Genomic DNA, 25,854 nt, shown 5'->3' with positions numbered 1-25,854 from the left:
CAGGCGCCGGATGACTAATGTTCCGGATTGTCCAGCGCGGACAACCCGGAACACTTAAGCCTAGGCGATGCGGTCGATGATGAGCTGATGCGCCGGGCGTGAACCCTCAGGCGCAATCACCACCGCGTCCTGGAGTGCTTCCTTGGCCCGCGCGAACTTCTCCGGAGTGTCCGTCAGGAGGGTCATCAACGGTTCGCCGGCACGCACCAGCGCACCGGGCTTCGCGTGGAGACGGACTCCGGCTCCAGCCTGGACCTGGTCCTCCTTGCGCGCCCGCCCAGCGCCCAGGCGCCAGGCGGCAACGCCAACGGACAGCGCATCCAGCTCCACCAGGACACCGTCCGCGGGAGCATAGACAACCTCGGATTCCTTGGCCACCGGCAGTGCGGCCCGGGGATCTCCACCCTGGGCTTCGATCATGCGGTTCCACACATCCATGGCGCGGCCGTCCTTGAGCGCCGCTGCGGGATCGGCGTCGTGGATACCGGCACCAGCCAGCATCTCTTCGGCCAGCCGGACGGTCAGCTCGACCACGTCTTCGGGACCGCCGCCGGAAAGGACCTCCACCGATTCCTCAACCTCGATCGCATTTCCAGCGGTCAAGCCCAGCGGCGTGGACATGTCCGTGATCAGGGCGACGGTGTGCACGCCGGCGTCCTTGCCCAGGGCCACCATGGTCTCGGCAAGCTCCCGCGCCCGCGCTTCGTCCTTCATGAAGGCACCCGAGCCGACCTTGACGTCCAGCACCAGCGACCCGGTGCCCTCCGCGATCTTCTTGCTCATGATCGAGGAAGCGATGAGTGGGATGGCCTCCACGGTTCCGGTGACGTCGCGTAAGGCGTACAGCTTCTTGTCAGCAGGCGCCAGCCCGGATCCGGCGGCGCAAATAACTGCCCCCACATCCTGGAGCTGTGCCATGATTTCGTCGTTGCTCAGGTTGGCGCGCCACCCGGGAATGGCCTCGAGCTTGTCCAGAGTTCCGCCCGTGTGGCCCAGGCCGCGGCCAGAGAGCTGCGGAACGGCGACGCCAAAGACCGCCACGAGAGGTGCCAGCGGCAGCGTGATCTTATCCCCCACCCCACCGGTGGAGTGCTTGTCGCTGGTAGCCTTCCGGCCGCCGTCGGGCGTTGTCAGGGACGAAAAGTCCATCCGCTCGCCCGAGGCGATCATCGCCGACGTCCAGCGCGAGATCTCGCCTCTGTCCATGCCGTTGAGCAGGATGGCCATGTTCAACGCCGCCATCTGCTCCTCGGCGATGACGCCGCGGGTGTAGGCATCGATGGTCCAGTCGATCTGCTCGGGAGAAAGAGTGCCCTTGTCCCGCTTGATGGAAATGATCTGGACGGCGTCGAATGCTTCAGTGCTGGTCACGTGGTTTCCTCCAGGTTTTCGGGACCGAAGGCATCGGGCAGTACCTGGTCCATGGACTTGATTCCCTGCGTTGTCATCAGCTGCATCCCGGGTGCCCTGAACTCGTACAAGAGCTGGCGGCAGCGCCCGCACGGCATGAGGATGTTGCCTTGGCCGTCCACGCAATAGAACGCGGCGATCCGGCCACCGCCGGTCATGTGGAGCTGCCCCACCAGGGCACATTCCGCGCAGAGCGTCAGCCCATAGCTGGCGTTCTCCACGTTGCAGCCGCTGACGATGCGCCCATCCTCGGTGAGGGCCGCAGCCCCCACGGGGAACTTGGAATACGGCGCATAGGCATGGCGCATGGCCTGCTTGGCTGCCTCTTCCAGTGTCTGCCAATCGATGTCATTCGCAGGCATCGTCAACCCTTCACGTACGGTATGCCGCTTGCGGCCGGTGGCCGCGACTTACCCACCAAACCGGCGACGGCGAAGATGGTCACCAAATACGGCAGCATGGCCATGAACTGGCTGGGCACCGGGGTACCGATGATGCCCAGGATGGATTGCAGGTTGTACGCGAAGCCGAACAGGAGCGATGCCAGGAACGCGCCGATCGGGTTCCACCGGCCAAAGATCAACGCGGCCAAGGCGATGAAGCCGCGGCCGCCGGAGATGTCCTTGGTGAAGGAGTCGATGGTCACCAGGGTGAAGACGGCGCCACCGATACCAGCGATGGCACCACCCAGGGTGACGTTCCAGAAGCGGGTGGCGTTGACGTTGATGCCCAGGGTATCGGCAGCCTGCGGGTGCTCGCCGACGGCGCGGACCCGCAGGCCCCACCGGGTCTTGAACAAGCCGAACCACACCACAGCCACGGCAATGTACATGAGGTAGCCGGCAATGGACTGCTCAAACAGGATGGGCCCGATGATGGGGATGTCCGAGAGCAGCGGGATCGGCAGGATGTCCAGGCGCCCCGGGGTGTTGAACTGCTCCTTGTTGGGGACCATCAGCGTGCCGTAAAGGAAGCCCGTGAGGCCGGAGACCAGCACGTTGAGGACAACGCCCACAATGATCTGGTTGACCAGGTATTTGATGCTGAAGACCGCAAGGACCATGGAAACAGCGGCACCGGCTGCAGCCGCCGCGATCAGGCCAATGTAAGGGCTGCCCGTCATGGTGGCTACCAGCGCGGCAGTGAAGGCGCCGCCCAGAAGTTGCCCTTCAATGGCGATGTTGACCACGCCCACGCGCTCACAGAGCACGCCGGAGAGAGAGCCGAAGACCAAGGGCACCGCCAGTGTCACCGAACCGGCAACGAGGCCTGCCAGTGAAATGGACGGCTGCCGTGCGCCGGCCACGATCCAGACGAGCAGTGCGAACACGAACACCACGGCAAACGCGATGGGCAGCCACTTGGGTGACCGCTCCCCCTGCGTCCAGAGGTAGATGGAGTAGGCGGCCATGGCCAGGAGCAGGATGCCGAAGACCACCCCGCCCACCTGCCCCGGAATCATGAGCGCCGGGACGGCAACGGCGTCACCTGCGTCGCTGATCTTCATCTCGGCTGTCTGGTCCGGGCCCAGGAAGCCGAAGAAGACCAGGGCTATGAGGGCAAGGATGCCGAGCGATAGCGGGACTTTCATGGAAGGCCGGAACGCCGGCAGGGCCGTTGAGCCCGACTTCGGAGCGGTGGTTGTCGCGCTCATTTGGCACCTCCGGAGGCGTTGACGAGGGCAGCCTTGGGAGCCGCTTTGGGTGTCTTGTTCTTCTTCTTGGGCTCAAGCCGGAAAATCGACCGGATGAGCGGAGGTGCTGCGATGAAGAGCACGATCAAGGACTGCACCACCAGCACGATGTCGATGGGCGTTCCCGTCTGGATCTGCATCTGCACTGCCCCTGCACGGAAAGCTCCAAACAGCAGGCCGGCGAAGAACGTCCCCCACGGCGTGCTGCGTCCCAGCAAGGCAACCGTGATGGCGTCGAAGCCGATCTGGGCAGCGACGCCGCCGGTCAGCACCTTCTCCGTACCGGCCACCTGCGCAATACCTCCGAAGGCGGCGAGGGCACCGGCCATGGCCATCACCAGGATGGTGGCGCGGGATACCTTCACGCCGGCGGTCCGTGCGGCGATGGGGTTGGCGCCAACAGCACGGAACTCGAAGCCGATGGTGGACCGGTTCAACAGCCACCACACGCCGTAGGTCAGCGCTATGGCCACCAGGAATCCCAGGTGGAGACGGGAGCCGGGGATGAGGACGGGATACGTCGCCGACTCGTCCAGGCGGGGCGAAATGGGGCTGTTGTCACCCGGACGCCGGAACGCAGCAGTGTTCAGCAGGAAGTCCAGCAGGAACAACGCCACGTAGTTCAGCATGATGGTGACGATCACTTCGTGTGCGCCGGTCCGAGCTTTGAGGATGCCGACGATGGCACCCCAAAGAGCACCACCCAGGACCCCCATGATGATGACTACCAGCAGGTGCAGGCCGAACGGCAAGTGCCAGGCGAACCCTACGTAAGCAGCAAGCGTGGCGCTGATGATGATCTGTCCTTGGGCGCCGATGTTGAACAGGCCGGCGCGGAAGGCCAAGGCAACACCAAGGCCCGCACAGATCAGCGGAGTTGCCACAGTCATGGTTTCCAGCAGCGGCTGCAGTCCCTGCCGGGGGTTGAAAACCGACCCTTGGAAAAGGGCAACATAGCTCTCGGTCATGGCAGACCACAACGCGCTCAGGAAGTCCGTGGGCCGTGCAAACAAGTACCCTGCGGTTTTGGCTACCTGGGCGTCCGTGCTGGCAATCAGCAGGCCACCCAGGAACAGCGCCACGATGACGGCCAGGACGGACACGAAGCCGTTTCCCATCACGATCCGGCGCATGAGGCTGCCCTGCTGCGCTCCTGAATCGCCGCTTTGGGAAGACACCGGAACGATGGACGGTTCCAGCATGCCTCCCGCGGTATCGAGGGATACATCTGCCGCACGGAGGTCCGCTGCGGACTGGTCCTCAGCGGGCCTGTCCTCAGTGGGCAGGGCGGGTGTTGGTTCGCTCTTGGACTGATCGTTCTCAGTCATCGGAGCCTCCTTCCGGGCCGACGCCGGCCATCATCAAGCCGAGGGTGTCGCGGGGTGTGCCGGCGGGGACGATGCCCACGAGCTTGCCCTTGTAGAGCACGGCAATCCGGTCGGCGAGTTCGATGACCTCATCAAGTTCAGTGGAAACAATCATGACCGGCGTTCCGACGTCGCGCTCGGCAACGATGCGCTTGTGCAGGAACTCGATGGAGCCGACATCCACGCCACGGGTCGGCTGGCTCGCGATGAACAACCGCAGAGGCCTGGACAATTCCCTGGCCATGACCACTTTTTGCTGGTTGCCGCCGGACAGCGTTCCGGCGGCCGACCCCGCAGAGGGAGTCCGGATATCGAATTCTTCGATCTTGGCCTTGGCATGCTCGGCAACCTTGGCCGGCTTCATGCTGATGCCGCTGGCAAACGGTGCTTGGTCATACAGGTCAAGCACCAGGTTTTCGGCCACCGAGAAGGGACCAACCAGTCCATCCACGGTGCGGTCCTCTGGAACAAAGCCGACGCCCGAACGCAGCACCTCTTTGACCGGAAGGCCCAGCAGTTGCTTGCCGTCCAGGGTCACCGAACCTGTGACGTGCTCCTGCACGCCCAGGATGGCTTCGGTCAGTTCCGTTTGGCCATTCCCCTGGACACCCGCGACGGCGAGGATCTCGCCTTGGGCGATGTCGAAGCTAATCCCGTCCACCACGTTGGTGCCGTTGGCAGCGCGGACCGTCAGGTTTTCCACCACGAACGTGGTTTCCTTCGGCTGCGCGGGTGCCTTGTTCAGGCTCAGGCTGACGGGGCGGCCCACCATCATGGACGCCAGTTCGGTGGCGGATGCCGTGGGAGGCGCATCCCCCACTACTTTGCCGCGGCGAATGACGGTGATGACGTCTGAGACAGCCTTCACTTCACGCAGCTTGTGCGAGATAAAGACGATGGACGTGCCGCCTGCTTTGAGCTGACGCATGATGTCCAGAAGTTCATCGGTCTCCTGCGGCGTCAGCACGGCCGTGGGCTCGTCCAGGATGAGGACCTTGGCTTCGCGGACCAGTGCCTTGATGATCTCGACCCGTTGCTGGACGCCCACGGGCAGGCCCTCCACCAAGGCGTCGGGGTCCACGTCAAAGCCGTACTTATCGGAGATTTCCCGGATCTTCTTTCGAGTGTCGTCCATGCTGAGCACACCGCCGAACGAGGTCGGCTCTGCACCGAGGGCCACGTTCTCCGCCACCGTAAAGACGGGGACCAGCATGAAGTGCTGGTGCACCATGCCGATGCCGGCCGCCATGGCATCACCGGGGCCGCGGAAACTGACCGGCTGGTCATTGACCAGGATCTGTCCGGCTGTGGGCTCGTACAGCCCGTACAGCACGTTCATAAGGGTTGATTTTCCGGCACCGTTTTCGCCGAGAAGGCAATGGATCTGGCCGGATTCGACCACGAGGTCGATGTCTTGGTTGGCGTAGAAGGTCCCGAAGGCTTTCGAGATCCCCTTCAATTCGAGTTTCACAACTCCCACCGTTCTGTGAGTCCGAGGGACGGCTGTACTGCTCCAAAGCCACTGGCTTTGAGGCCCAGCGTAGTCAGGGCAAAAACGCGCCGCCAGTACCGGGGCTCGGTACTGGCGGCGCGTCCAGGAATTGATTTACTTCTTGGGGCTCGCTGCCGATTCGACAACCAGCTTGCCGGAGACGATGTCAGCCTTCAGGGCATCGAGCTCGGACTTCGTTTCGGCAGAAACTGCCGAATCGAGATCGTGGAACGGAGCGATGGCAACGCCGTCGTTCTCCAAGGTGCCGACGTAGGCGGCGTTGTTGAACTTGCCTTCCGTGTCATCCTTCACCACGGCTTCAACAGCTTCGCCCATCTGCTTGACCACGGAAGTCAGCATGAGGTCCTTGTACTCAGGAGCGGTGAGGTAGCCATCGGAGTCAACCCAGATGAGCTTGACGTCCTTGCCGGCCGCCTTGGCCTCCTTCAGCGCAGCGCCCGCACCCTTACCAACAGGTCCTGCGACAGGCATGATGATGTCCGCGCCCTGGTCCAGCAGGTTGATGGTGACCTGCTTGCCCGTGTCCTGCTTCTCGAAGTCACCCGTGAACGAACCGTCCTGGGTGGTCTTGTCCCAGCCAACAACCTGGACGGTCTTGTTCTTGGCCTTGTTGTAGGCCTGGACGCCGTCGTAGAAGCCGTCCATGAAGATGGTGACCGTGGGGATCTTGATGCCGCCGAAGGTACCCACCTTGCCGGTCTTGGTGGTAGCCGCAGCCGCGTATCCGGCCAGGTATGCCGCCTGTGCCGTGTCATAGACGATCGGCTTGACGTTGGCGATCGGAGTCTCGTACGTGTAGTCGACGATCGCGAAGTGTTTGTCGGCGTTCTTCTCGGCGGCGGCCTTGGTGGCATCGCCCAAGAGGAAGCCAACGGTCACCGTGAGGTTGCAGCCGGCAGAGATCATGCCGTTGAGGTTGGTTTCGAAGTCGCTGTTGGCCTTCGATTCGGCCGACTTCACCGTGATGCCCAAATCGGTCTCGGCCTTCTTAAGGCCTTCGAACGAGGACTGGTTGAAGGACTGGTCATCGAATCCGCCGGAGTCGGACACAATGCATCCAACAAAGTCGCTCTTGGTAGCGGCGCCGGATCCGGCGTCGGGGGCCTGTCCGCAGCCGGTCAGCAGGAGCGCTGCTGCGCCGACAGTGGCAACACCGGCCATTGAACCGCGCTTCAGGGTGGCACGCAGTGGTTTCTTCAATTTTCCTCCAGGAAGAAAGTGATTGGCGCTACGACGGATGGTCAATGAGTGTCCGTTTCCTATACCTGAGGCAGAAATTCTGTTTTCACTGATGCTCGCAGCTGCGCCGAAGCGCATTGATGAAACCCACACTAGTGGCCTGCAACACACCCAGCTACCACAATTGATCACTCCAGGTCAGATTGTTGACCTTTTGTTACCAAGCAGTAGCTGGGTGCGCAAGTCACAGGCGAACGAGCATCTTTCCGGTGTTCGCGCCGTCCAGCAAATCGATGAATGCCTGCGGTGCGTTCTCGAGTCCGTCGACGATGGTTTCGTCATAGCTAACGGACCCATCAGCCAGCCATCCCGCCATCTTCTGTGCGAACTCAGCGGCGTGCTGCCGCTGGCCGCCCACCAGGAAACCGCGCAACGTCAGCTGCTTGCCGATGGCCACTGCCAGGTTCCTGGGCGCAACGGGAGGCTCAGTGGAGTTGTATTGGGCGATGGCGCCGCACATGGCCACCCGGCCACCAACGGTCAGCGTAGCCAGCGCAGCTTCGAGGTGCTCGCCGCCGACGTTGTCGAAGTAGACGTCGATGCCGCGCTCCCCCGCTGCTTCACGGAGCTGGTCCAGCACTGGTGCATCGTTGTAGTTGAACGCGGCGTCAAAACCGAGTTCCAGCAACCGTGCCACCTTCTCGGGAGAACCGGCGCTGCCGATGACCTTGCCGGCACCCATGGCCTTGGCGATCTGGCCCACCATGGATCCAACTGCGCCGGCCGCTCCGGACACAAAGACAACGTCGCCTTCCTTGAACTCGGCCACCTTCAGCAGGCCGGCATAGGCCGTCAGGCCGGTCATGCCCAGCGCTCCGAGGAAGGCGGAGGTAGGAGCCAAGCCGCTCGGCACGGGGGTAGTCGCTGCTGCGTCCACCACCGCGTGTTCGCGCCACCCCAGTTGGTGCACGACGACGTCACCCACCTTGTGCGCGTCCGAACGGGACGCGATCACCTCACCTACCGCACCGCCGTCGAGCGCTGCATCGAGGCGGAACGGCGCCGAGTACGACTTGACGTCATTCATGCGGCCGCGCATGTAGGGGTCCACGGACATGTACTGGTTCTTGACCAGGATCTGGCCCTCAGCGAGCTCCGGCAGCTGGGCTTCCGCCAGGCGGAAGTTCTCCGGAGCGGGCCGCCCCACGGGGCGGGAGGCGAGCTGGATTTCGCGGGTTGTGGTGCTGGTGGCGGCGCTCATGCTGCGAACTCCACGAGCTTGAGGTCAACGGCCATGTTGCCGCGCGTTGCGTTGGAGTAGGGGCAGATCTGGTGTGCCTTCGCCATCAATTGTTCTGCGGTGTCGCGGTCCAGGGCGGGCAGGGCGATTTCGAGTTCGGCAGCCAAGCCATAGCCTTCGCTGTCCGTCAAGGCACCGAAGTGAATCTTCGCGGCAACAGCCGAATCACTAAGGTCCGCGCGCTCCTTGCGGCCCACCAGGCGCAAGGCGGAGTGGAAGCAGGCGGCGTATCCGGCAGCGAAAAGCTGCTCGGGGTTGGTTCCCTGGCCGTTTCCGCCGAGTTCCACGGGGCTGGCGAGCGAAACGTCCAGCTTGCCGTCGTTGGTGCGCGCATTGCCATCGCGGCCTTCGCCGGAGGCAAGTGCCTCAGCAGTGTAGAGAGTCTTCATGGTGTTTCCGTTTCTCTTGGGAATGGGTGGCTTGGAAAACGTGTCAGAGTGAGCTGTTCAGGGCCGCAGTGAGTTTGCCGAGGGTGGCGTGCAACTGTTCGATCTCGTCGGCAGACAGGCCGGCGGCGTCCGCGAGGCGCTGGGGCACAGCCTGGGCGCGGGCACTCAAGGCGGTTCCCGCGTCCGTCAGGACGACGTCCACCCGGCGCTCATCCTCGGCCGCACGGCGGCGTTCCACGAGGCCCAGGCCTTCGAGGCGCTTCAGCAGGGGCGACAAGGTGCCGGAGTCAAGGCCCAGTTCAGCACCGAGTTCACGGACGCTCCGCGGTTCCCGCTCCCACAAGACCAGCATCACCAGGTATTGCGGGTAGGTCAGCCCGAGGTCTTCCAGTACGGGGCGGTAGACCGCCGTCGCGGCTTTGGACGCCGAGTACAGCGCAAAGCAGACCTGGTGGCGGAGGCGGGGTGCATCACTCATGACTAAAACAATAGTGCACAATTCAATTGTGCACAACTCATCCGGGAGAAAGTCACCACATCAAGGGACAGCACAGGCTCCAAAGGGCGCTTAAAAGGACATGTGCTGTCCCCCAGGTGGGTTTATTTCTCGAGGTCGCGGATGGTGCGGAGGGCGGCTGCGGTCAGGACGCGGATGGCATAACCGAGCGCGCGCTCGTCAACGATGAAGTCGCCGCGGTGAAGATCGTATTCCTCGCCACCGGGCGTGTGCGTGCCGAGTCGCATCATGGCACCGGGCAGATCGGCCAGGAACCAGGCAAAGTCCTCGCCACCCATGGACTGCGGGGTGAGGACCACAGCATTCTCGCCCAGCTCCGCGCGGGCCGACGCCTCGATCAGAGCCGTCTCGTGCTCCGAGTTCACCACCGGAGGAACTCCCCTGGTGTGCTCCATGCGGACATCCACGCCATAGGGCGCGGCAACCTGCTTCACGACGTCGTCCAGCAACTCCCCCGCACTGTGCCAGGCATCGCGGTCGAGGCAACGCATGGTGCCGGCCATGTAGCCGGATCCGGGAATGGCGTTCGGCGCAGAGCCGGCGGAAATCTGGCCCCAGACCACGGATACACCGCTGCGGACATCCACGCGGCGGGAAAGGACAGCCGGAACGTTGATGGCGATCTGCGACAAAGCAAAGACCAGGTCTTCGGTCAGGTGCGGGCGGGAAGTGTGGCCACCGCGTCCGGAGAGTTCGATCTTGATGGTGTCCGATGCCGACGTGATGGCGCCGATACGCGTGCCGATCTGGCCAACGTTGATCCGGGGATCGCAGTGCAGCGCCAGGATCCTCGGCACGCCTTCAAGCACGCCTTGCTCAATGCAGGATAAGGCGCCGCCGGGCATGGTTTCCTCGGCAGGCTGGAAGATGATCCGGACCGTGCCGCCCAACGGATTGTTCTTGTGCATTCGCTGCAGCGTCAAGGCAATACCCAGCATGGCGGTGGTGTGGACATCGTGCCCGCACGCATGCGTGACGCCATGGTTCTTCGACGCGAAGGGCAGGCCGGTTTCCTCGATGATCGGCAGTGCATCGATATCCCCGCGAAGGGCTGTGGCAATGGGGCCTTCACCCACGTCAACCGTCAATCCGGTCTCCTCCAGCCGACGGGGCTTCAGTCCGGCTGCCTCCAGTCGCTCCACGAGCTTGTCCGTGGTGCGGAATTCCTTGAAGGAAAGCTCCGGGTGCGCATGCAGGTCACGCCGGAATTCGATGAGTCCGGGAAGCAGTTCATCAACCCAAGGACTCACAACGGGAGCGGGCTCGGTTTCAGTCGTGTAATTGCGCACGTCACAACTCTAGCCATGCGCGGCCCCCGAAGAACGAAAGCCACCTCTTGGTTACGCTGCGTTCAGGCGCAGGACAACCAAAGAGGTGGCTCACGGTATAAGCGAATGCTTTACAGCACGTCCGTATCGCCGCTGGCTTTCAGGGCGTCGACTGTGCCTTTCACGAGTTGGGCATGTTCCTTGGTGGTGACCAGGAGTGCGTCCGGGGTGTCCACGATGACCACGTCCTTAATGCCGATGAGGGCAATGACACGCTTGGTATCGGAAACCACCACGCCGCTCGCGTTCTCAGCGAAGACACGGGCACCTTCCCCGAGTACCGTCACTTCATCGACATCGCCTGCATTGTTCAGCCGGCCGATGGCGGCAAAGTCGCCAACGTCATCCCAGCGGAAGGTGCCAGGTACGACGGCGACATCGCCGGCTGCCGCTGCGGGTTCGGCGACGGCGTAGTCGATGGCAATCTTCGGCAGGGTTGGCCACACACGCGCCGTCACTTCGGCGCGCTGCGGAGTGTCCCAGGCCTCGGCGATTTCCTGCAGGCCCGCGAACAGCTCCGGCTGGTTGGCTTCGAGGTGCTTGAGCATGAGGGCAACGGGAGCGACGAACATACCGGCGTTCCAGACGTAATCGCCGGCCTCTACATACTTGTTGGCGACTTCCTGGCTGGGCTTCTCGACGAACTCCGCCACGGCCAGCGCATTCGGAGCGCCCTCAACATGGAGGGCAGCGCCGGATCGGATGTAGCCGAAACCGGTGGAGGGATGCGTGGGCTTGATGCCGATGGTGACAATCTTTCCCATGGCAGCGGTGTAGATCGCCTCGCGCACCGTCTCCTGGAAGAGGTCGTCGGGGCTGATCACCTGGTCCGCAGCGAAGGAACCCATGATGGTGTCCGGATCACGGCGGTACAGGATGGCAGCGGCCAGCCCGATAGCAGCGCCGGAGTCCTTTGGCTCGCTTTCGAGCACCAGCTCGTCGTCCCCTACCTCGGGGAGCTGGCGGCACACGGCGGCTCGGTGTGCCTCGCCGGTGACAACAAGGACCCTCTCGCCGGCCAGCGGCTCGAGGCGGTCGTAGGTGGCCCTCAACAACGTGCTGCCGGAACCGGTCAGGTCATGGAGGAACTTGGGCGCAGCGGCACGCGAGAGTGGCCACAACCGGGTCCCCACACCGCCCGCCGGAATAACCGCATGGAAGCGGTTCATTGGCGATTCCGGGTATTTCGCGTCTTCTGTACTCACCGCAACACTTTATCCGACGCAACCCGGAAGCCCCGCAGAACGCCACACATGTGGCGTTCGTCTCAGGGACTGGCCAAAATCGCCTGAATACTGGCAGGAAACATGGAATTAACAAGCAGAGAAGCCCGCCCTAAATTGAATATGCTGTGAGCGAAGCCTAGATTTAGGCGTGAGCTACGAGTGCTCTCGCAGCAGGCGTTCCCCCCGCGTGGATCCCATGCCAGCGCCGCTGTGTTGCAGGAAGGTTTAATCAGTGCCGACAAAACCAGCTGGCACCTTGTACCGCGGCCGTGAAGGCATGTGGTCCTGGGTTGGACACCGTATTACCGGTGTAGTGATCTTTTTCTTCTTGTTGGTCCATGTGCTGGACACCTCATTGGTGCGCGTGTCCCCTGAGGCCTACACGGCCGTTATTGGTGCTTACAAGAACCCCCTCATGGCCCTGGGTGAAACGGGCCTGGTCGCCGCGATCATCTTCCACGCCTTCAACGGCCTGCGTGTGATCGCCATCGATTTCTGGAAGAAGGGCGCGAAGTACCAGCGCCAGATGCTGTGGATCGTGCTGGCGCTGTGGCTGGTCACGTTCGCCGGCTTCGCCATCCGCCACCTTTCCCTCGCGCTGGGAGGCCACTAAGCCATGACAACCATCGAAACTCCACGCAGCGGAAAAATTGGCTCCGGGAAGGTCGCTCCGAAGTACAACCGCTCCGGCTCGAGCCGCGGCAACTTCGAAATGATCGCCTGGCTCTTCATGCGCCTCTCCGGCATCGTCCTGGTGGTGCTGATCTTCGGCCACCTCTTCGTGAACCTGTTGGTGGGCGAAGGCATCCACGCCATTGACTTCGGCTTCGTAGCCGGCAAGTGGGCCGATCCCTTCTGGCAGTTCTGGGATCTTGCCATGCTGTGGCTTGCCATGCTGCACGGCACCAACGGCGTCCGCACCATCATCAACGACTACGCCGAGAAGGATTCCACTCGCTTCTGGCTCAAGATGGTCCTCTACGCGGCCACCTTGGTCATCATCATCCTTGGCACCTTGGTGATCTTCACGTTCAACCCGTGCCCCGTCGTCGACGGTGTTCAGCTGCCTGGCGGATTCTGCCCGGCCCCGTAGCGGCCCTGCCGCAGCGGCGTTCCGGTTAACTTCGGCTCGCCTCACGTAGCGGAGCAGCCTCCGCCGACCATCTGAATTTTTGAAAGAGAGAGCATCTGGTATGCAGGTCCATAAGTACGACGTCGTCATTGTCGGTGCAGGTGGCGCCGGCATGCGCGCCGCGATCGAGTCCGGTCAGCGCGCACGCACAGCGGTACTGACCAAGCTCTACCCCACCCGCTCGCACACCGGTGCGGCCCAGGGTGGAATGTGTGCAGCACTGGCCAACGTCGAAGAAGACAACTGGGAATGGCACACCTTTGACACCATCAAGGGTGGCGACTACCTGGTTGACCAGGACGCAGCAGAGGTCATGGCGAAGGAAGCCATCGACGCCGTGCTGGACCTGGAAAAGATGGGTCTGCCGTTCAACCGCACGCCCGAGGGCCGGATTGACCAGCGCCGCTTCGGTGGCCACACCCGTGACCACGGCAAGGCCCCGGTCCGCCGTGCGTGTTATGCGGCCGACCGCACCGGCCACATGATCCTGCAGACGCTGTACCAAAACTGCGTCAAGCACAACGTTGAGTTCTACAACGAGTACTACGTCCTTGACCTGCTGATCGTCGAAGAAGACGCAGTGCGTGAAGACGGTACCCCCTACAAGCAGAAGCGCGTTGCCGGTGTGGTCTCCTACGACCTCGCTTCCGGCGAGCTTCACGTGTTCCAGGCCAAGTCCGTGGTGTTCGCCTCCGGCGGCGCGGGCAAGGTCTTCAAGACCACGTCCAACGCCCACACCCTTACCGGCGACGGCATGGGCATCGCGTTCCGCCGCGGCATCCCCCTGGAAGACATGGAGTTCTTCCAGTTCCACCCGACCGGCCTCGCCGGCTTGGGCATCCTCCTCACCGAGGGTGCACGTGGTGAGGGCGCCATCCTGCGTAACTCCGAAGGTGAGCGCTTCATGGAGCGCTACGCCCCCACCATCAAGGACCTCGCACCCCGCGACATCGTGGCCCGCGCCATGGCCAACGAAGTGCGTGAAGGCCGCGGTAGTGGCCCGAACAAGGATTACGTCCTCCTGGACCTGACCCACCTTGAGCCAGCCCACATCGAGGCCAAGCTTCCGGACATCACCGAGTTCGCCCGCACCTACCTGGGCGTGGAGCCGTTCACGGATCCGGTTCCCGTGTTCCCGACGGCGCACTACGCCATGGGCGGCATCCCCACCAACATCACCACCGAGGTGCTGCAGGACAACGACACGATCGTGCCTGGCCTCTACGCAGCCGGTGAAGTTGCCTGTGTGTCCGTTCACGGTTCCAACCGCTTGGGCACCAACTCGCTCCTGGACATCAACGTGTTCGGTAAGCGTGCGGGTATTGCCGCTGCGGAGTACTCCAAGACGGCCGATTACGTCGAGCTGCCCGAGGACCCCGAGGCAATGACGCGTGGCATCCTTGACGGCCTGCTCACGGGTAGCGGCACCGAGCGTGTTGCCCAGATCCGCAAGGAACTGCAGGACACCATGGATGCCAACATGCAGGTGTTCCGTACCAAGGAATCGCTGGAGCAGGTCCTTCGCGACATCGCCTCCTTCGAAGAGCGCTACAAGAACGTCACTGTCCAGGACAAGGGCAAGCGCTTCAACCTGGACCTCCTGGAAGCAGTGGAGCTCGGCTTCCTGTTGGACATGGCCAAAGTCATGACCGTCGGTGCCCTGCACCGTGAAGAGTCCCGCGGTGGCCACTACCGTGAGGACTTCCCGGACCGCAACGACGAAAAGTTCATGAAGCACTCCATGGCTTACCTGGACACTTCCGTCACCGTCGACTCCTCGGCGGAATCCGTCGCGGGCATCCGTCTTGAGACGAAGCCCGTCATCTTCACCCGTTACGAGCCGATGGAGCGTAAGTACTAATGACGACCGAAATGGCAGAGCCCGCTTCCAAGATCGAGCTCCCGGCAAGTGTTGCCGGTGACGGTGAAATCCCCACCTTCCACATCACGCTCCGCGTACGCCGCTACGACCCCGAGATCTCGGACGAAGCACGCTGGGACGACTACAAGCTGACCATGTACGGCACGGACCGTGTGTTGGATGCCCTCCACAAGGTCAAGTGGGAAATCGACGGAAGTGTTTCCTTCCGCCGCTCCTGCGCCCACGGCGTGTGCGGTTCCGATGCGATGCGCATCAACGGCCGCAACCGTCTCGCCTGCAAGACGCTGCTGAAGGACCTGGACACGTCCAAGCCCATCACCGTCGAGCCGATCAAGGGCCTCCCGGTGGAGAAGGACCTGATCGTGGACATGGAACCGTTCTTCCAGTCCTTCCGCGAAGTCATGCCGTTCCTGATCAACAAGGGCCACGAGCCCACCAAGGAACGCCTGCAGTCCGTCGAAGACCGTGAGCGCTTTGATGACACCACCAAGTGCATCCTCTGCGCTGCCTGCACCTCGTCCTGCCCGGTCTTCTGGACCGACGGCCAGTACTTTGGTCCGGCTGCGATCGTCAACGCACACCGCTTCATCTTCGATTCCCGTGATGACGCCGGCGACATGCGCCTTGAGATCCTCAACGACAAAGAGGGCGTGTGGCGCTGCCGCACCACCTTCAACTGCTCGGAAGCATGCCCTCGTGGCATCCAGGTAACCAAGGCAATCGCAGAGGTCAAGCAGGCCATCCTGGCCCGCAAGATCTAGCCGGCCGTTCCTCGAAGAACAGCACGTCGACGGCGCCGCTCACCTCTTCAGGTGAGGGGCGCCGTCGTCGTTAATCAACTGCCGCAACCACACATCGCAACGCAAGGAGACCAGCGTGTCACGCTCCGAAAAGATCAGCTTCACTGGAAGCACCGGCGATGCGCTGGCGGGCATCGTGGATGTCCCCGAAGGTCCCGTCCGAGGATGGGGGTTGTATTCGCATGGGCTCACCCTGGGCAAGGACAGCCCGGCGGCGTCCCGCATCTGTAAAGGGCTGGCTGAGCAGGGCGTGGGGATGCTGCGCTTCGACAACCTGGGTCTGGGCGGTTCGGCCGGGGAATGGTCCGCCGGGTCGTTCAGCGTCAAGGTTGCCGACACCATCCTCGCCGCAGAATTCATGAGGGAGCAGGGCAGGGACATTTCCTTGCTGGTGGGCCATTCGTTCGGGGGTGCGGCTGTGCTGGCCGCAGCCCGCGACATCCCCGGACTCAATGCTGTCGTGACCATCGGTGCACCCTATGAGCCGAAGCACGTGGAGCACATGTTCGACAGCGAGATCGATGCCATCCTGCGTGACGGCAGCGCCGTGGTGGACCTTGGTGGCCGGCCCATGGAGGTCCGCCGCCACTTTGTGGAGGATGTGGAGCGCGCTGATCTGCGCGACTGCATCCGCACCCTCCACAAGCCGCTCATGGTGATGCACTCCCCCACCGACAACACCGTGGGGATAGACAACGCCAGCGAGATTTTCCGTACTGCCCGGCACCCCCGTAGCTTCATCTCGCTGGAAGGCAGCGAGCATCTGCTCACGGGCAAGGGCCAGGCAGCACGGGTTGCGCGGATTATCAGCGCGTGGGCGGATCCGTATCTGGAGATCCGCGACGCCGGCTAGCCTCTACTTGCCGATGGCCGCTTTGCTTTCGCTGAGCCACTGCTCGGCTGCCTTCTCCGGGGTCAGCCGCTTGAACAGGACCTCGGTGTTAACGCGGGCAGTAATCTCGGAGACAGCCGTCGAACCGGTGGGGCCGATGAACGTGGGGGCGAAGTCCATCTTGCCGATCTGGTCGATGTAGGCGGCTTCCACTTTGCCCTGGGGTGTCAGCAGGTCCTGGATGGCCGTGCGCATGCCGGAGTTGCTGGGCACGCCACGGTCGCTCTGGATGATCTTGGCTGCGGCCTCATTGTTCACCAGGAAGTTCACCAGCTTTGCAGCTGCATCCGTGTGCTTGCTGCGGGCTGAGATGGTGTAGAACTGCGAGGACTGGAGCCAGATGCCGGGCGTGGGTGTCTCACCGGGCAGTTTGAGCAGCTTCAGCTCCGCACCCGAGGCTTTGCTGAGGGCAGAGAGGGAGTTGGTCCACGTAAGCATCATGCCGGCCTGGCCCATCCCCATGAGCGTCTGCTCGGTGCTGACGTTGAGCTTCTCCACGGTCTCCGAAGCACTGGGGGCTGCGCCCGATTCACTGAGCTTGACCGAGAAGTCGAAGTAGTCCTGCACGGTTTCCTTGTCGAGACCCAGCTGGCCGTCCTGGGTGTAGAGCGACTTTCCCCGTTGCCGGGCGAAGGCATCCAACGAGTCATGCGTCAGTACGGTTGCAGTGCCATAAGTTCCCTTGGGGCTCTTTGCCGTCACCTCTGCGGCTACCTTGGCGAAATCATCCCAGGACCACTTGCTGTCGTCCGGGACTGCCACGCCGGCGGCCTCGAAGACGGCGGGGTTCACCACGATGGCGAGTGAGTTGGCGCCGGTGGACACGCCGTACTGCTTGCCCTGGACCTGCCCGTTTTCCCGGGCTCCCTGGTCCAGCTTGGAAAGATCGAGCGAACCCTCCACTTTGGACAGATCCAGCAGCGCACCGCGGTTGGCATACTCGGCCGGGTACGCGCCGCCCATGGTGATGACGTCGGGAGCGTCGTTGGCGGCAACCTGGGTAGCGAGTTTGTCGAAGTAGCCCCCGATGTCGCCGTACTCGGGCTTGACCTTGATGTTGGGGTTGGCCGCTTCGAATTCCTTGATGGCCTTGTTGGTCAATTCGGCCCGGGTGGCGTTTCCCCACCATGAGAACCGAATTTCCACCGGGCCGTCTTCGGGCTGGTTGGAGGAGGGACTTGAGCACGCCACGGTGAGGCCCAGCATGCCCACTGTAGCCAGGACTGCCACTGACTTTCGAATGCGACGGAGAGATTTACGCGCCATTGGGTAAGCTTCTTTCAACTCTGAGAAAACGGTTCCTGAAACGTATCAAGGACCCGTTCCAGCGTCAATAGTTTTGGCTATGAACTATTTGAATTCCCTAGGAGATCCTCTTGTCCACGCCCTTGACCGACATCCAAATCCGCGATCCATTCGTCCTCACCCTGCCCGATTCGCACGAGTACCTGCTGTTCGGAAGCACGGACAAGAACATCTGGTCCGGGCCCGCCACGGGCTTCGATAGCTATCGGAGCAAGGACCTGGTCACCTGGGAGGGCCCCTCCCCTGCCTTCCGTCCATCTCCGACCTTCTGGAGCCGGGAGCAGTACTGGGCGCCCGAAGTCCACGAATACCAAGGCCGCTACTTCATGTTCGCCACATTCATAGCCCCCGGCCATCTCCGTGGGACGCAGATTCTCTCATCAGGGCAACCCGAGGGGCCGTACCAACCGTGGAGTGACGGTCCGGTCACTCCACGCAATTGGCAGTGCCTGGATGGAACTCTGCACGTGGACCAGGAAGGCATGCCGTGGTTGGTCTTCTGCCATGAATGGAAGCAAGTACATGATGGGGCCGTCATGGCTCAGCGCCTCACATCGGACCTGCGAAGCGCGGAAGGGGCGCCCGTCTTCCTCTTCAACGCCTCGGAAGCACCCTGGGCACGCGCCCTCGACGTCCCATCCGTGAAGGACCGCGAGTTCCCGGTGTACGTCACCGATGGCCCATACCTGTTCAGGCTCACCAGCGGCCGGCTCATCATGCTGTGGTCCAGCTTCGGCGACGACGGTTACGCCATGGGCATCGCCCGCAGCGAGTCCGGGACAGTCGTTGGCCCCTGGGTCCAGGAAACCGAGGCTCTCTGGAGCGCCAATGGTGGGCACGGGATGATTGGCCGAACCCTCGACCACCGATTGTTCCTGACCCTGCACCAGCCCAACAGCACGCCGAACGAACGGGCGGCGTTCTTCCCCCTCGACGAACTGGAAGACACGGTCGTTTTATCCTCGCCAGGCACGGGCGCCGGAGCCACGTCCGCCACTCAGAGGGGTTGACAGGCCCTCTCTCGAAGATCAGGATTGAATCGTTTCGGAAAGCGATTTCTCAGTTTTAGCCGCAGTCACAGCAGACAGCATCAGGAGGGCGTGCACAGTGCACAGCCAAAGCACCACCCCCAATTCGACACCGCCCACTCCCATCGACCGCAGAGCACTCGTTCAGCGCCATAACATTCGGCAGCACCGCCTCGATCCACGGAGCCCCGTATCCGTGGGCAACGGTGAATTCGCCTTCACCATGGACCTCACGGGGCTCCAGTCGCTGCCGGACGCCTACCCTGTCGGTGCCCGCGACGACCTCCCGCCGGGAACGCTCCTCGGCACTCAATCACAATGGGGTTGGCACTCGGTACCATCACCGCAGCCTTACGACCTCGCTGGTTCGACCGTCCTTTACGACTCGCCTCGTGGCCCTGTGCCCTATGTGGACATGGTGGGCGACATCGTCAATGATCGCGAGACCGACACTTCCCAGGCTGAGACCTGGCTCCGGGCCAACGCCCACAGGCTGGATCTGGGGCGTATAGGTTTCCGCTGGACCGACGACGACGCAGAGCGGGCCATCACCGCAGCGGACCTCTCCGACACCGAACAAACACTGGACTTGTGGACGGGAACGGTGACCAGCCGCTTCACCCTGCTGGGTCACCCCGTCACTGTTACGACGGCGTGCCACCCCCACCGCGATCAGCTCGGCTTCAGCGTCGAGTCGCCCGCGCTGGGCGCCGGACTGTCAGTGGGCGTCAGTTTCCCCTACGGTTCCGAAGCGTGGCACGACGCCGCGGACTGGAGCACCCCGGACACGCACACCACCACACTCGACAATCCAACGGACCCGGAACCTGGGCTTACTCCACAGTGGACAGCCCACCGCGAGTTGGACAGCTCCAGCTACCAGGTGCGAATCACCGGGCAGAACCTGACGGTGGAACAGAGCGGGCAACACCGCCTCCGGATAGAGCCGACACTGACAGATGCGCCCGGCAGCATCGACCTCCTCGATTTCACCATCGAGTTCATCTCCGCAGGAGACGGTGACTGCATCGCCCGGGGCAACAACACGCTCACTGCCGGGACACCCGGGGCGAACGCGGAGGCCGAGGCGACGACCGGCGTCGAACTTTCACCGGCAGGCCGTGTTGCCGTCGCATCAGCGGTCCATTGGCCGCGGTTCTGGTTCTCCGGTGGGGCAATCGAGCTTGATGCGACCGACGATCCCCGCGCCAAGGAGTTGGAGCGGAGGATCGTGCTGTCCCAGTACCTGACCGCGATCAATTGCTCCGGCTCGCTGCCACCGCAGGAGACGGGGCTTGTGTGCAATTCATGGCGGGGACGGTTCCATCTGGAGATGCATTGGTGGCACGCGGCGCACTTTGCCCACTGGAACCGGGTGGAGCTGCTTCTGCCGTCCTTGCGCTGGTACTCCACGGTGCTGGAGGTGTCGCGCCAGACGGCCAAGGCCCAAGGCTTCGAGGGTGTGCGGTGGCCCAAGCAGGTAGGGCCGGACGGGCGGGAAAGCCCAAGCCCCATCGGGACGTTCCTGATCTGGCAGCAACCACACCCTATCCACTTGGCCGAGCTGGTGTATCGGGCCAATCCCAGCCGGGACGTGTTGGAGGAGTTCGCGGAGATCGTGTTCGAATCCGCGGCCTTCATGGCCAGCTTTGCCCATCCGACGCCGCGCGGTTTCGAGCTGGGACCACCCCTGATTCCGGCCCAGGAAAGCTACGGCTCCATCCGGGCCAAGGTTACCAATCCCACCTTTGAGCTGGCGTATTGGCAATGGGGCCTCCGGATAGCCGCGGCGTGGCGGGAACGGCTGGGGCTGGAACCTGTGCAGGACTGGACCACCGTGGCAGACGGCATGGTCCATCCGCGCGTCATCAACGGCGTGTACGCTGCCATCGACGTCGAGCCCTTCACTATCCGCACTGACCACCCATCCATGCTGTGCGCCTTGGGCGTGCTCCCACAGACGGATGTGATCGATCCGGACATCATGCGCGCCACCCTGTCCGATGTCCTGGCTGACTGGGACTGGGACAGCACCTGGGGTTGGGACTACCCCGTGATGGCCATGACGGCCGCCCGCCTTGAGGACCCGGAAGCGGCCGTGGATGCCCTGCTCCTTGGCGCCGGTAAGAACACGGTCCTCGCCAATGGGCACAACCGCCAAACCGACTCACTGCCGCTCTACCTGCCCGGAAACGGAGGCCTGCTCGCCGCTGTCGCCCTGATGGCGGCTGGCTGGGATGACGGGCCGGAGCGGCACGCGCCGGGCTTCCCGGCGGAATGGACCGTAGCGTGGGAAGGACTGGTGCAGGCGCCTTAGGCAGACAGGGGACCCTTCCGGTTATCCGCGGCGGGGTCCCACAGCCGCACCGACCAGCGCACCCAGTCCGACGCCGATGAGGATGCCAAGGAAGGGCGAGTTGAAGACCAACTGGCCCACTACGAGGCCCACGGCGGCTCCAAGGAGGCAAGCGATCCACAGCTGGTTATTCATTGAGCCTCCATGTAAGCCAGAACCGTCAGGTCCGGGGCGCTGCGCGACGCGAGCCGAGGACCCTCTTGCGCGGGGTCTCCCCCGCCTCAGTATCCGACTCACGAATGGCGGACCACGATGCCGACACGAGGTACACCTGGCTCACCAGGTTGAACCAGATCAACAGGCCGATGATGATGGCAAAGGATGCCAGGACAGGGTTGGCGCCGGCCCGGGCCAGGAGCTCGGTGCTGAAGAACTGCAACACCGTGGTGCCGACGCCGGCAAGGATCACCCCTTCAAGGAGCGCGCGGCGCCCGAACTTGAGGCCGGATGCGATGCGGAACAGTACTGCCGCCGTCGCGCAGTTCAAGAGGAGCGGCACCACGATCTTGATGACGGCCGCCAGCGGTGCCGCCGCGGCCTCGTCCAGTTTCAAGAGGTCGAAGACCCACTCTGCGGCCGTTCCGAAAACCAGGGAGGCGCCGGCGCTGACCACCAGGATCAGGCCAAGGAGCAAGAGCGTGCCGGCGTCGATGAGCTTCTGAAGGACGGCGTTGCGGACCAACGGGTCAGCGTTCATCACACCCCGGAGGCCTTCCCGGATACTGGCGATCCACCCGAGCGATACGAAGACCGTCACCAGCGCCGCGATGAGGGCCGTCCACCCCAGTCCTGACGGGTTAAGCAGAGATTGCGGATCCACCAGCCCTTCGCCGCCATTGACCTGAAGCAGCCCGGGAGCCGCAGCAGCCACACTCTCGATCACGGCGTCCTGCAGTGCCGGGTTGCCGCCCAGTACGATGCCGGCGATCGCGAAGCCGGTGGTGAGCAGACCGGTGACGGAAAAGAACATGTTGAAGCCGATGCCCGCACTGAGCAGGGGGCCGTGTTGACGGGTGTAGTGCTGGAAGGCACGCATGGCCCTGTTGGTGTTCAGTCTGGCCATGAAAAGGGCGAAGAATACGCCGGCCTTCTTCGGCAGGCCATCGCCGGCACGCTTGGCCTGCCCCCAGTCCTGCCTCTTGCGGAGAAGCTCCAGTTTGAGCTTCGCCAGCTCAGTTGGAAGTGGAGGAGCGTCCGCCTGCGCGGCTTGTATCCGCTTGCTGTTCTTCGTCAGTATCGCCGCCAAAGTCGAGCTCTTCCCGTAGCTGCCAAATTCCATTGGTGTCGTGCTCGTAAAGTCCCATGCTAACCACAGGGAAGGTGGCCCGGTAATCTCTGAGCACCGTTTCGGCCTCGTCAAGGTTTTCCTGTGCCACGTCATGGGCCACCGTGACGTGCGGATGGTACGGGAAAGGAAGCATCCGTTCGAGTGGACCGCTTTGCAGTTTCTCGTGCAACTGCACGCACTCTTCAAAGCCTTCTTCAACGTTAACGAAGACCACGGGCGAGATGGGCCGGAAGGAGCCGGTGCCGGAAATGGTGATGGTGAACGGCTCCTGGGCCTGCGCAACCTCCCTGACATGGTCCCGGGTGGCGGCCCAGTCCTGGGTGGGCGTGGTGGTGATCAGGGTGATGTGGGCGGGGATGACCTCGGCCATGGGGTCACCGAACGATGCCCGCCACTCCTGCAGTTCACGGGCGATCTCCGGCGGGAAACCCAGGATGACGCCCACGCACATGGTGTCACCGGCACCACAGTCAGTGCCGGTGACAGCGGGCTGGCGAGAATCGTCCGGACCGACACCCGGAGGGGTGTCGGTCTTGACGTTGAGCTGGCCAGCAGAGCACATGGGGTTAGCGGACTCCCTGTTCGCCGAGTGCAGCGTCCCCACGGTACGGCAGGAAGCCAACCTTGGAGTAGACGTCTGCGAGGGTGGCCGACGCGATTTCACGCGCCTTGTCTGCGCCGAGGGCCAGGAGCCGGTCCAGTTCCGCTGGATCCGCCAGGAGTTCGTTGGCACGTTCCCGGATGGGTGCCAGGTGGCCGGAGACGAGTTCCGCGAGGTCGACCTTGAGGTGGCCGTACATCTTGCCCTCGTAGTCAGCCACGATCTTCTCCACCGGAGTACCGCTGATGGCCGAGTAGATGGTCAACAGGTTGGAAACCCCTGGCTTGTTCTCACGGTCGTAGCGGATCTCCGTCTCGGTGTCCGTGACAGCGGACTTGATGCGCTTGGCCACAGTCTTGGGGTCATCGAGCAAGTTGATCAGGCCGGCCGGTGATTCGGCGGACTTGGACATCTTGGCAGTGGGGTTCTGGAGGTCGTAGATCTTTGCCGATTCCTTCTGGATAAAGGCCTCCGGCACCTGGAACGTCTCACCGAACCGACTGTTGAAGCGATTGGCGAGGTCCCGGCTGAGTTCCACGTGCTGGCGCTGGTCTTCCCCTACCGGCACACCGTGCGGCTGGTACAGGAGGATGTCGGCGGCCTGCAGGATCGGGTAGGTGAACAGGCCCACGCTGGCGTGGTCCGAACCCTGCTTTTGCGCTTTGTCCTTGAACTGGGTCATACGGCCGGCTTCGCCCATTCCGGTGATGCAGTTCAGGACCCACGCAAGTTGGGCGTGCTCCGGGACCTGGGACTGGACGAACAGCGTGCACTTGTTGACGTCAACGCCACCGGCGATGTACTGCGCTGCGGTGACCCGCGTACGCCGTGCGAGTTCGGCGGGATCCTGGGGAACGGTGATGGCGTGCAGGTCTGGGATGAAGTAAACGGCGTCGTACTCGTCCTGCATCCTCACCCAGTTGACCAAGGCCCCGAGGTAGTTGCCCAGGTGCAGGGAATCGGCGGAAGGCTGCATGCCGGAGAGGACACGGTGCTTGGCACCAACGGCCAGTTTGGTGGACGTCGCAGGCTTCGGTTCGGTCACAGCGGCTGCCGTGCCGGTTTCGGTCGTGGTGGAACTAGTCATGGAGCAATACCTTAGGAAGCTTAGAGCCGGTAGTCGACTACCAGCGGTGCGTGGTCGGAGAAGCGGGTGTCCCACGAAGGCGCCCGGTCCACAACAGCCGAGAAAGCGGCTGCTGCGAGGCCCGGAGTGGCCAAGTGGTAGTCGATGCGCCAGCCAGTGTCAGTGTCAAAGGCCTTACCGCGCTGGGACCACCAGGTGTAGGGGCCGGCGACATTACCTGCCAGGCCCCTGTGGACATCCCTCCATCCGATTTCTTCACCGAGGAAGCGGTCAAAGTATGCGCGCTCCTCCGGAAGGAAGCCGGCACGCTTGACGTTGCCCTTCCAGTTCTTGATGTCGAGTTCCGTGTGTCCGACGTTGAGGTCGCCAACCACCAAGGCGTGGTCGCTGTGCTTGGCGAGCTCAGGCAGCCGCACGCTCATGGCGTCGAGGAAGCGGTACTTGTCGTCCTGCTTGGGCGTACCGACTTCGCCGGAGTGCACGTAAGCACTGACAACGGAGAGAGTGGTGAATTCACCGGCAGCGGTTTGTACGGTGTAGTCGGCTTCCACCCAGCGTCCCGAGGTATCGAAGTAGTCGTCACCAATGCCCACGCGGGTGGCGGTGGGCTCTTGGCGCGAAGCAATAGCCACGCCGGCGCGGCCCTTGGCCTCAGCCTCGGTGTGAAGGATGTGCCAGCCTTCGCCAATCAGCTTCCGGACGATGTCGTCAGGCGCCCGTACTTCCTGCAGGCAGAGGATATCCACCTCGCGGGGCTCCAGCCATTCCGCCATGCCGTTCTTGTAGGCAGCCCGCAGGCCATTGACGTTGACTGATGCGATGCGAAGGAAGTCCTTCTTCAATGCCGTACTCACCCGCTCTACTCTAGTCGATGATGGTGCCGGCAACGGGCTCGTCCGAGCCGCCCGAGGACTTGATCATGTCCCTGGCGTTGGTGGCCGTAATGGCAATGGTTTCCAGTGCGCGGTTGATGGTGTCCTGGTCCGCAGCACCACCCTTGGCGCGTTCCTCATCCACCACACGGACCTGCACCTGGACGATCTTGAACGAGTGGTCCAACTTGAGGTCGCGGACTTCATCAGCCTGGCTCCGCTCGGCAACGACGCGGGTGCCGCCATGGTCGGCAACATTCGACGACGGCGCGCGGCCGGCTGCCGAAGCGAAGGCGGCCTGCGCTTCGGTCAGCTTTGCTCCGGCCCGCTGCGCGGCCTTGCGAATGCTGAGCACCACGAACGTGGCGAGGGCCAGCCATCCGAAAGCCACGACAGCGACGACCCAGCCCACGACGTCGTTCTGGTTGGCAGCAAAGATGACGGCTACAAGGAAGGCGATGATGACGACGGTCATCCCCAGGCCGCCGATGCGGAAGCCCTTGAACATGCCTTTGCCGGCGGGAGACGTGGACGGGTGCGGGTCACCGAGAGATTGCATGAAGCCATTCTCTCAAACGCGGAAAGGTGCACGTGCCCGCTTCCACGGACGGCGAACACGAGCCCCAATCCCTGGGAGTTTTTGTACACCTGATGCCCTCAACACACCCTTTTACGGGCAGGAGGTGTAC

At 63.1% G+C, this 25,854-nt stretch carries 25 protein-coding genes; 7 read left to right on the top strand and 18 right to left on the bottom strand.

Annotation, left to right across the window (positions count from 1 at the left end):
- Positions 1–60 precede the first annotated feature (60 nt).
- The 11 genes from ACR30Z_RS06180 to ACR30Z_RS06130 all read right to left on the bottom strand — a co-directional run bounded on the left by ACR30Z_RS06180 (position 61) and on the right by ACR30Z_RS06130 (position 11,865).
- Positions 61–1,371, bottom strand: a complete 1,311-nt coding sequence (locus tag ACR30Z_RS06180; RefSeq protein WP_434371599.1) for a thymidine phosphorylase — start codon at positions 1,369–1,371, stop codon at positions 61–63.
- A complete protein-coding gene (locus tag ACR30Z_RS06175) occupies positions 1,368–1,772 on the bottom strand; it encodes a cytidine deaminase (protein WP_434371597.1) in 405 nt (134 codons plus the stop codon). Before ACR30Z_RS06175 ends, ACR30Z_RS06180 begins: the two co-directional genes overlap by 4 nt.
- A gap of 2 nt (positions 1,773–1,774) precedes the next feature.
- Complete coding sequence (locus ACR30Z_RS06170) at positions 1,775–3,064, bottom strand: ABC transporter permease (RefSeq protein ID WP_089594145.1); 1,290 nt, start codon at positions 3,062–3,064, stop codon at positions 1,775–1,777.
- On the bottom strand, positions 3,061–4,431 hold the full coding sequence (locus ACR30Z_RS06165; RefSeq protein ID WP_434371595.1) for an ABC transporter permease: 1,371 nt from the start codon (positions 4,429–4,431) through the stop codon (positions 3,061–3,063). Before ACR30Z_RS06165 ends, ACR30Z_RS06170 begins: the two co-directional genes overlap by 4 nt.
- Positions 4,424–5,941 (bottom strand): ABC transporter ATP-binding protein, encoded by a 1,518-nt coding sequence (locus ACR30Z_RS06160; RefSeq protein ID WP_434371593.1) that lies wholly within the window; start codon positions 5,939–5,941, stop codon positions 4,424–4,426. Before ACR30Z_RS06160 ends, ACR30Z_RS06165 begins: the two co-directional genes overlap by 8 nt.
- A 135-nt stretch (positions 5,942–6,076) precedes the next feature.
- Positions 6,077–7,183 carry a BMP family lipoprotein gene (locus ACR30Z_RS06155; protein WP_434371591.1) on the bottom strand — a complete coding sequence of 369 codons (1,107 nt, stop codon included), beginning with the start codon at positions 7,181–7,183 and terminating at the stop codon, positions 6,077–6,079.
- Between the two features lie 223 nt (positions 7,184–7,406).
- Positions 7,407–8,423, bottom strand: a complete 1,017-nt coding sequence (locus tag ACR30Z_RS06150; protein ID WP_434371589.1) for an NADP-dependent oxidoreductase — start codon at positions 8,421–8,423, stop codon at positions 7,407–7,409.
- On the bottom strand, positions 8,420–8,851 hold the full coding sequence (locus tag ACR30Z_RS06145; protein ID WP_144647653.1) for an organic hydroperoxide resistance protein: 432 nt from the start codon (positions 8,849–8,851) through the stop codon (positions 8,420–8,422). The genes ACR30Z_RS06150 and ACR30Z_RS06145 overlap by 4 nt, the downstream gene beginning before the upstream one ends.
- A gap of 43 nt (positions 8,852–8,894) precedes the next feature.
- On the bottom strand, positions 8,895–9,329 hold the full coding sequence (locus tag ACR30Z_RS06140) for a MarR family winged helix-turn-helix transcriptional regulator (protein ID WP_434371587.1): 435 nt from the start codon (positions 9,327–9,329) through the stop codon (positions 8,895–8,897).
- A 122-nt stretch (positions 9,330–9,451) separates the two neighbouring features.
- A complete protein-coding gene (locus ACR30Z_RS06135) occupies positions 9,452–10,657 on the bottom strand; it encodes an amidohydrolase (protein ID WP_144647657.1) in 1,206 nt (401 codons plus the stop codon).
- Positions 10,658–10,767: 110 nt separating this feature from the next.
- Entirely contained in the window at positions 10,768–11,865 is a 1,098-nt protein-coding gene (locus ACR30Z_RS06130) for a mannose-1-phosphate guanylyltransferase (protein ID WP_434371745.1), read from the bottom strand.
- A gap of 289 nt (positions 11,866–12,154) precedes the next feature.
- On the opposite strand from ACR30Z_RS06130, the gene sdhC reads away from it, so the two are divergent.
- The 5 genes from sdhC to ACR30Z_RS06105 all read left to right on the top strand — a co-directional run bounded on the left by sdhC (position 12,155) and on the right by ACR30Z_RS06105 (position 16,589).
- Positions 12,155–12,535 carry a succinate dehydrogenase, cytochrome b556 subunit gene (gene sdhC / locus ACR30Z_RS06125; protein WP_089594138.1) on the top strand — a complete coding sequence of 127 codons (381 nt, stop codon included), beginning with the start codon at positions 12,155–12,157 and terminating at the stop codon, positions 12,533–12,535.
- Between the two features lie 3 nt (positions 12,536–12,538).
- Positions 12,539–13,015 (top strand): succinate dehydrogenase hydrophobic membrane anchor subunit, encoded by a 477-nt coding sequence (locus tag ACR30Z_RS06120; RefSeq protein WP_144647661.1) that lies wholly within the window; start codon positions 12,539–12,541, stop codon positions 13,013–13,015.
- A gap of 100 nt (positions 13,016–13,115) precedes the next feature.
- Positions 13,116–14,915: a succinate dehydrogenase flavoprotein subunit gene (sdhA, locus tag ACR30Z_RS06115; protein WP_434371584.1), complete on the top strand. Its 1,800-nt coding sequence runs from the start codon at positions 13,116–13,118 to the stop codon at positions 14,913–14,915.
- Entirely contained in the window at positions 14,915–15,697 is a 783-nt protein-coding gene (locus ACR30Z_RS06110; RefSeq protein WP_144647665.1) for a succinate dehydrogenase iron-sulfur subunit, read from the top strand. The genes sdhA and ACR30Z_RS06110 overlap by 1 nt, the downstream gene beginning before the upstream one ends.
- 115 nt (positions 15,698–15,812) lie before the next feature.
- Positions 15,813–16,589 carry an alpha/beta hydrolase gene (locus ACR30Z_RS06105; RefSeq protein ID WP_144647667.1) on the top strand — a complete coding sequence of 259 codons (777 nt, stop codon included), beginning with the start codon at positions 15,813–15,815 and terminating at the stop codon, positions 16,587–16,589.
- A gap of 3 nt (positions 16,590–16,592) precedes the next feature.
- Here the strand turns inward: ACR30Z_RS06105 and ACR30Z_RS06100 are convergent, their stop codons facing one another.
- The gene (locus tag ACR30Z_RS06100; protein ID WP_144647669.1) at positions 16,593–17,894 is read right to left on the bottom strand and encodes an ABC transporter substrate-binding protein; all 1,302 of its coding nucleotides are present in this window, start codon (positions 17,892–17,894) and stop codon (positions 16,593–16,595) included.
- Positions 17,895–18,004: 110 nt separating this feature from the next.
- Between ACR30Z_RS06100 and ACR30Z_RS06095 the strand changes: the two genes are divergently transcribed.
- A complete protein-coding gene (locus ACR30Z_RS06095) occupies positions 18,005–18,943 on the top strand; it encodes a glycoside hydrolase family 43 protein (protein WP_434371581.1) in 939 nt (312 codons plus the stop codon).
- A gap of 97 nt (positions 18,944–19,040) precedes the next feature.
- A complete protein-coding gene (locus tag ACR30Z_RS06090; protein ID WP_434371580.1) occupies positions 19,041–21,278 on the top strand; it encodes a hypothetical protein in 2,238 nt (745 codons plus the stop codon).
- A gap of 21 nt (positions 21,279–21,299) precedes the next feature.
- Here the strand turns inward: ACR30Z_RS06090 and ACR30Z_RS06085 are convergent, their stop codons facing one another.
- From ACR30Z_RS06085 to ACR30Z_RS06060, 6 genes are read right to left on the bottom strand one after another with little or no spacing between them, the layout of a single operon-like run.
- The gene (locus ACR30Z_RS06085; RefSeq protein WP_167510385.1) at positions 21,300–21,452 is read right to left on the bottom strand and encodes a hypothetical protein; all 153 of its coding nucleotides are present in this window, start codon (positions 21,450–21,452) and stop codon (positions 21,300–21,302) included.
- A gap of 25 nt (positions 21,453–21,477) precedes the next feature.
- On the bottom strand, positions 21,478–22,563 hold the full coding sequence (locus ACR30Z_RS06080) for a YihY/virulence factor BrkB family protein (protein WP_144647674.1): 1,086 nt from the start codon (positions 22,561–22,563) through the stop codon (positions 21,478–21,480).
- Positions 22,490–23,167: a 2'-5' RNA ligase family protein gene (locus tag ACR30Z_RS06075; RefSeq protein ID WP_144647676.1), complete on the bottom strand. Its 678-nt coding sequence runs from the start codon at positions 23,165–23,167 to the stop codon at positions 22,490–22,492. Before ACR30Z_RS06075 ends, ACR30Z_RS06080 begins: the two co-directional genes overlap by 74 nt.
- Positions 23,168–23,171: 4 nt before the next feature.
- Entirely contained in the window at positions 23,172–24,293 is a 1,122-nt protein-coding gene (gene trpS / locus ACR30Z_RS06070; protein ID WP_434371577.1) for a tryptophan--tRNA ligase, read from the bottom strand.
- 20 nt (positions 24,294–24,313) lie between these two features.
- Positions 24,314–25,147, bottom strand: coding sequence for an exodeoxyribonuclease III (locus ACR30Z_RS06065; RefSeq protein ID WP_144647679.1), 834 nt, complete (start codon positions 25,145–25,147; stop codon positions 24,314–24,316).
- Between the two features lie 10 nt (positions 25,148–25,157).
- Positions 25,158–25,724, bottom strand: coding sequence for a hypothetical protein (locus tag ACR30Z_RS06060; protein ID WP_434371575.1), 567 nt, complete (start codon positions 25,722–25,724; stop codon positions 25,158–25,160).
- Positions 25,725–25,854 lie beyond the last annotated feature (130 nt).

It is taken from the genome of Paenarthrobacter sp. FR1 (genome assembly GCF_051106045.1).
GTDB lineage: Bacteria > Actinomycetota > Actinomycetes > Actinomycetales > Micrococcaceae > Arthrobacter > Arthrobacter nitroguajacolicus_A.
The sequence above is the reverse complement of the archived record's forward strand: the minus strand, read 5'-3'. Positions and strand labels throughout refer to the sequence as shown.

Excerpts from the sequence above, each read along its gene's own strand:
- ACR30Z_RS06175 (WP_434371597.1), bottom strand. The coding sequence starts at position 1,772 with ATGCCTGCGAATGACATCGATTGGCAGACACTGGAAGAGGCAGCCAAG.
- ACR30Z_RS06170 (WP_089594145.1), bottom strand. The coding sequence starts at position 3,064 with ATGAGCGCGACAACCACCGCTCCGAAGTCGGGCTCAACGGCCCTGCCG.
- ACR30Z_RS06165 (WP_434371595.1), bottom strand. The coding sequence starts at position 4,431 with ATGACTGAGAACGATCAGTCCAAGAGCGAACCAACACCCGCCCTGCCC.
- ACR30Z_RS06150 (WP_434371589.1), bottom strand. The coding sequence starts at position 8,423 with ATGAGCGCCGCCACCAGCACCACAACCCGCGAAATCCAGCTCGCCTCC.
- ACR30Z_RS06145 (WP_144647653.1), bottom strand. The coding sequence starts at position 8,851 with ATGAAGACTCTCTACACTGCTGAGGCACTTGCCTCCGGCGAAGGCCGC.
- ACR30Z_RS06140 (WP_434371587.1), bottom strand. The coding sequence starts at position 9,329 with ATGAGTGATGCACCCCGCCTCCGCCACCAGGTCTGCTTTGCGCTGTAC.
- ACR30Z_RS06130 (WP_434371745.1), bottom strand. The coding sequence starts at position 11,865 with ATGAACCGCTTCCATGCGGTTATTCCGGCGGGCGGTGTGGGGACCCGG.
- ACR30Z_RS06120 (WP_144647661.1), top strand. The coding sequence starts at position 12,539 with ATGACAACCATCGAAACTCCACGCAGCGGAAAAATTGGCTCCGGGAAG.
- sdhA (WP_434371584.1), top strand. The coding sequence starts at position 13,116 with ATGCAGGTCCATAAGTACGACGTCGTCATTGTCGGTGCAGGTGGCGCC.
- ACR30Z_RS06110 (WP_144647665.1), top strand. The coding sequence starts at position 14,915 with ATGACGACCGAAATGGCAGAGCCCGCTTCCAAGATCGAGCTCCCGGCA.
- ACR30Z_RS06100 (WP_144647669.1), bottom strand. The coding sequence starts at position 17,894 with ATGGCGCGTAAATCTCTCCGTCGCATTCGAAAGTCAGTGGCAGTCCTG.
- ACR30Z_RS06085 (WP_167510385.1), bottom strand. The coding sequence starts at position 21,452 with ATGAATAACCAGCTGTGGATCGCTTGCCTCCTTGGAGCCGCCGTGGGC.
- ACR30Z_RS06075 (WP_144647676.1), bottom strand. The coding sequence starts at position 23,167 with ATGTGCTCTGCTGGCCAGCTCAACGTCAAGACCGACACCCCTCCGGGT.
- trpS (WP_434371577.1), bottom strand. The coding sequence starts at position 24,293 with ATGACTAGTTCCACCACGACCGAAACCGGCACGGCAGCCGCTGTGACC.
- ACR30Z_RS06060 (WP_434371575.1), bottom strand. The coding sequence starts at position 25,724 with ATGCAATCTCTCGGTGACCCGCACCCGTCCACGTCTCCCGCCGGCAAA.